Source organism: uncultured Brevundimonas sp., from assembly GCF_937870815.1.
Taxonomy (GTDB): Bacteria; Pseudomonadota; Alphaproteobacteria; order Caulobacterales; family Caulobacteraceae; genus Brevundimonas.
In genome coordinates this window covers 1-3225 of sequence record NZ_CALMZS010000192.1, presented here as the reverse complement: position 1 = coordinate 3225, position 3225 = coordinate 1, and the positions used below count along the sequence as shown (strand labels likewise).

4 protein-coding genes are annotated in these 3225 nt (G+C 74.8%); all 4 read left to right on the top strand.

Features of this window, described 5'->3' with window-relative positions:
• Positions 1 to 20: 20 nt before the first annotated feature.
• The 4 genes from xseA to Q0588_RS12935 all read left to right on the top strand — a co-directional run bounded on the left by xseA (position 21) and on the right by Q0588_RS12935 (position 3139).
• Positions 21 to 1421, top strand: coding sequence for an exodeoxyribonuclease VII large subunit (xseA, locus tag Q0588_RS12950; RefSeq protein WP_298746819.1), 1401 nt, complete (start codon positions 21 to 23; stop codon positions 1419 to 1421).
• Positions 1422 to 1468: 47 nt separating this feature from the next.
• Positions 1469 to 1669 (top strand): DUF2093 domain-containing protein, encoded by a 201-nt coding sequence (locus Q0588_RS12945; protein WP_298746817.1) that lies wholly within the window; start codon positions 1469 to 1471, stop codon positions 1667 to 1669.
• Positions 1666 to 2496, top strand: coding sequence for a M23 family metallopeptidase (locus tag Q0588_RS12940; RefSeq protein WP_298746812.1), 831 nt, complete (start codon positions 1666 to 1668; stop codon positions 2494 to 2496). The genes Q0588_RS12945 and Q0588_RS12940 overlap by 4 nt, the downstream gene beginning before the upstream one ends.
• A 115-nt stretch (positions 2497 to 2611) precedes the next feature.
• Positions 2612 to 3139 carry a response regulator gene (locus Q0588_RS12935; protein ID WP_298746809.1) on the top strand — a complete coding sequence of 176 codons (528 nt, stop codon included), beginning with the start codon at positions 2612 to 2614 and terminating at the stop codon, positions 3137 to 3139.
• Positions 3140 to 3225: the final 86 nt, after the last annotated feature.

Sequence of the window (3225 nt, the reverse complement as noted above, 5' to 3'; positions counted from 1 at the left end):
CGCGCGACAACAATCCGCCCCTGACGATCTCCGAACTGTCGTTCGCGCTGAAGCGGACGCTGGAGGACCGCTTCGGCCATGTCCGGCTGCGCGGCGAGATCTCCAAGGTCAACCGCCACGCCTCGGGCCACGTCTATCTGACCCTCAAGGACGACAAGGCCGCCATCGACGGCGTGGTCTGGAAGGGCCAGGCGCGCGGCCTCGGGGTGCAGCCGGAGACCGGGCTGGAGGTCATCGTCACCGGCAAGATCACCTCCTACCCGGCGCGGTCGTCGTACCAGATCGTCATCGAGACCATGGAGGCCGCCGGGGCCGGGGCCCTGCTGGCCCAGCTGGAGCGGCTCAAGGTCAAACTCCAGGGCGAGGGCCTGTTCGACCCCGGCCGCAAACAGCCGATCCCGACCTTCCCCGCCGTCATCGGGGTGGTCACCAGCCCGACCGGGGCGGTGATCCGCGACATCCTGCACCGCATCGCCGAGCGCTGGCCCTGCCGCGTCGTGGTCTGGCCGGTCGTGGTCCAGGGCGAGGCCGCCTGCGGCCAGGTGTCCAACGCCATCCTCGGTTTCGACGCCCTGACGCCCGGCGGCCCCATCCCCCGCCCCGACCTGCTGATCGTCGCCCGCGGCGGCGGCTCGGTCGAGGACCTGTGGTGCTTCAATGACGAGGGGCTGGCCCGCGTCGTCGCCGCCGCGACCATCCCCGTCATCTCCGCCGTGGGCCACGAGACCGACACCACCCTGATCGACTTCGTCTCCGACCGCCGCGCCCCCACCCCGACCGGCGCGGCCGAGATCGCCACCCCGGTGCTGGCCGACCTGCGCGCCGCCGTGCTCGACCTCGACCGCCGGCTGGTCCGCGCCGGCGGCCGGCTGATCGAGGAGCGCCGCACCCGTCTGCGCGCCGTCGAGCGCGGCCTGCCGGTCCGGCCCGAGGACCTGCTGGCCCTGCCGCGCCAGCGCCTCGACCACGCCGGCAGCCGCCTCGGCTCCGCCCTGCACCGCAATGTCGCCGTCCATGAGCGCCGGCTGATCTCCGTCGCCGGCCGGCTGTCGCCCGCCGTGCTCGACCGCGCCCTGGAGCGCCGCCGCGACCGGCTCGGCGCCGCCGCCGCCCGCTTCGCCCCCGTCCTGCCGCGCCGGCTCGAGCGGGACCGCGACCGCCTCGCCGCCCTCGCCCGGGCCCTGTCCAGCCTGAACCCCGGGACGCCCAAGCCCGGCTTCGCCCGCGTCGAGGGCGAGGACGGGGCCATGATCGCCGCCGCCGCCGCCCTGCGGCCCGGCCAGGCCGTGCGCCTGGTCTTCGCCGACGGCGCCTGCGGCGCCCATATCGACGGCGACGGCGAGGCCGCGGCGCCGGCCGCCCGGCCCCGGTCCGCGCCCCGGGCCAAGACCCCGCCGCCCGGCCAGGGCGACCTGTTCTGAACGCCGGACCCTTGGCGCCGCCTCCGCCCGCGGGCTAGCCTGCGCCCATGACCGAGATCGACGCCGGCCCCGCCACCCTGCATTTCGCCGACGGCGAATTCGCCGTGCTCAAGCCCGGCCGCTTCGTCGCCTGCGCCGTCAGCGGCCGGGCCATACCGCTCGAAATCCTGCGCTACTGGTCGGTCGCGCGCCAGGAGGCCTACGCCGGCCCCGGCGAGGCCCTGCAACGGAAGGCCGCGGCCGGATGACCCCCGACCGCCGCGCCCTGCTCGCCGGAGCCGCGGCGCTGGCGGCGGCCGGAGCGGCGCGGGCGCGCCCCGCCGACGACCTCGAGCTGACCGGCCGCCTCGTCCAGGGCGGCCACGCGCTGGGGCGCACCTGGCCGCGCGCCCTCGTCTTCGTCGACGGCGAGGCCCTCGCCGCCGCCTCGGCGGGCGGCCGCTTCATCGTCGGCTTCGACCGCGACGCCCCGTCCAGCGTCGAGATCGAGACCCGGGCCCACGGCCGCTCCGCCCGCCGGACGCTCGCCATCGCCCCGGGCGACTTTCCGGTGACCCGCATCGACGGCCTGCCGCCGGCGACGGTGACGCCCTCCGACCCCGCCCTGCTGGCCCGCATCGCCCGCGAGGCGGCCCTGAAGGGCGAGGCCTTCGCCAGCCGCCTCGACGCCGACCATTTCCGCGACGGCTTCGACTGGCCGCTCGAGGCCTTCCGGGTCAGCAGCCGCTGGGGCGCCCGGCGCGTGCTCAACGGCACGCCGGCGCGGCCGCACTACGGCGTCGACCTGGCCGCGCCGGCCGGGACGGTGATCCGCGCCCCGGCCGCCGGCCGCGTCGTCCTGGCCGAGCCCGACCTGCATTTCGAGGGCGGCCTGACCCTGGTCGACCACGGCCAGGGGCTGATCACCGCCTATCTGCACCAGTCGCGTCTCGAGGTCCGCGCCGGCCAGGACGTGCGCCGCGGCGATTCGCTCGGCCGGGTGGGGATGAGCGGTCGCGCCACCGGCCCGCACCTGTGCTGGCGCATGAAATGGCGCAACCGCAACATGGACCCCTCGCTGCTGACCAGAACCTGAGCGCGAGTAAGCGATTACGTCGATGGGTGATCGCCGGTCAGTCATGGACGGGCAGGCAATCGGTCCCTAGGTTTCCCCATCCGCGCGCCCCGGGGCGCCCAACCGGCCCGTCCAGATGACCTCGCTCGCCTCGCTCCAGATCCTCCTCGTGGACGACAATCCGCATATGCGCGCCATCGCCACGGCGGTGCTGAAGTCGGCGGGCATCCGCAAGGTGCTGGAGGCCGACGACGGCGGGGCCGGCCTGCGGATGCTGCGCGACCACGGCGTCGACCTGGCCATCGTCGACTACAAGATGTTCCCGCTGGACGGGGTCGAATTCACCCGGCTGGTCCGCAACAGCCCCGACAGCCCCAATCCGTACCTGCCGATCATCATGATGACCGGCCACTCGGGCAAGCAGCGCGTCTACGAGGCCCGCGACGCCGGCGTCACCGAATTCCTCGCCAAGCCGATCACCGCCAAGGCCGTGCTCGACCGCATCCAGTCGGTGATCTGGAAGCCGCGGCCCTTCGTCAGGACCGAGGGCTATTTCGGGCCCGACCGGCGGCGCGTCTCCCCGCCCCAATTCCCCGGCCCCTTCCGCCGCGCCACCGACGCCGCCCGCGAGGCCTCGGCCGGGGCCAGCGCCGCCGCCGTCTAGAGCCTGATCAGGCTCCAGTCTAAGGCTGGAGCGAAGATCCGGGTTTGGACGCGATCGCGTCCAAACCGATTTCGCCCTAGCCGCCG

Coding starts and splice junctions, on each gene's coding strand:
- Q0588_RS12945 (WP_298746817.1), top strand. CDS start 1,469: ATGACCGAGATCGACGCCGGCCCCGCCACCCTGCATTTCGCCGACGGC.
- Q0588_RS12940 (WP_298746812.1), top strand. CDS start 1,666: ATGACCCCCGACCGCCGCGCCCTGCTCGCCGGAGCCGCGGCGCTGGCG.
- Q0588_RS12935 (WP_298746809.1), top strand. CDS start 2,612: ATGACCTCGCTCGCCTCGCTCCAGATCCTCCTCGTGGACGACAATCCG.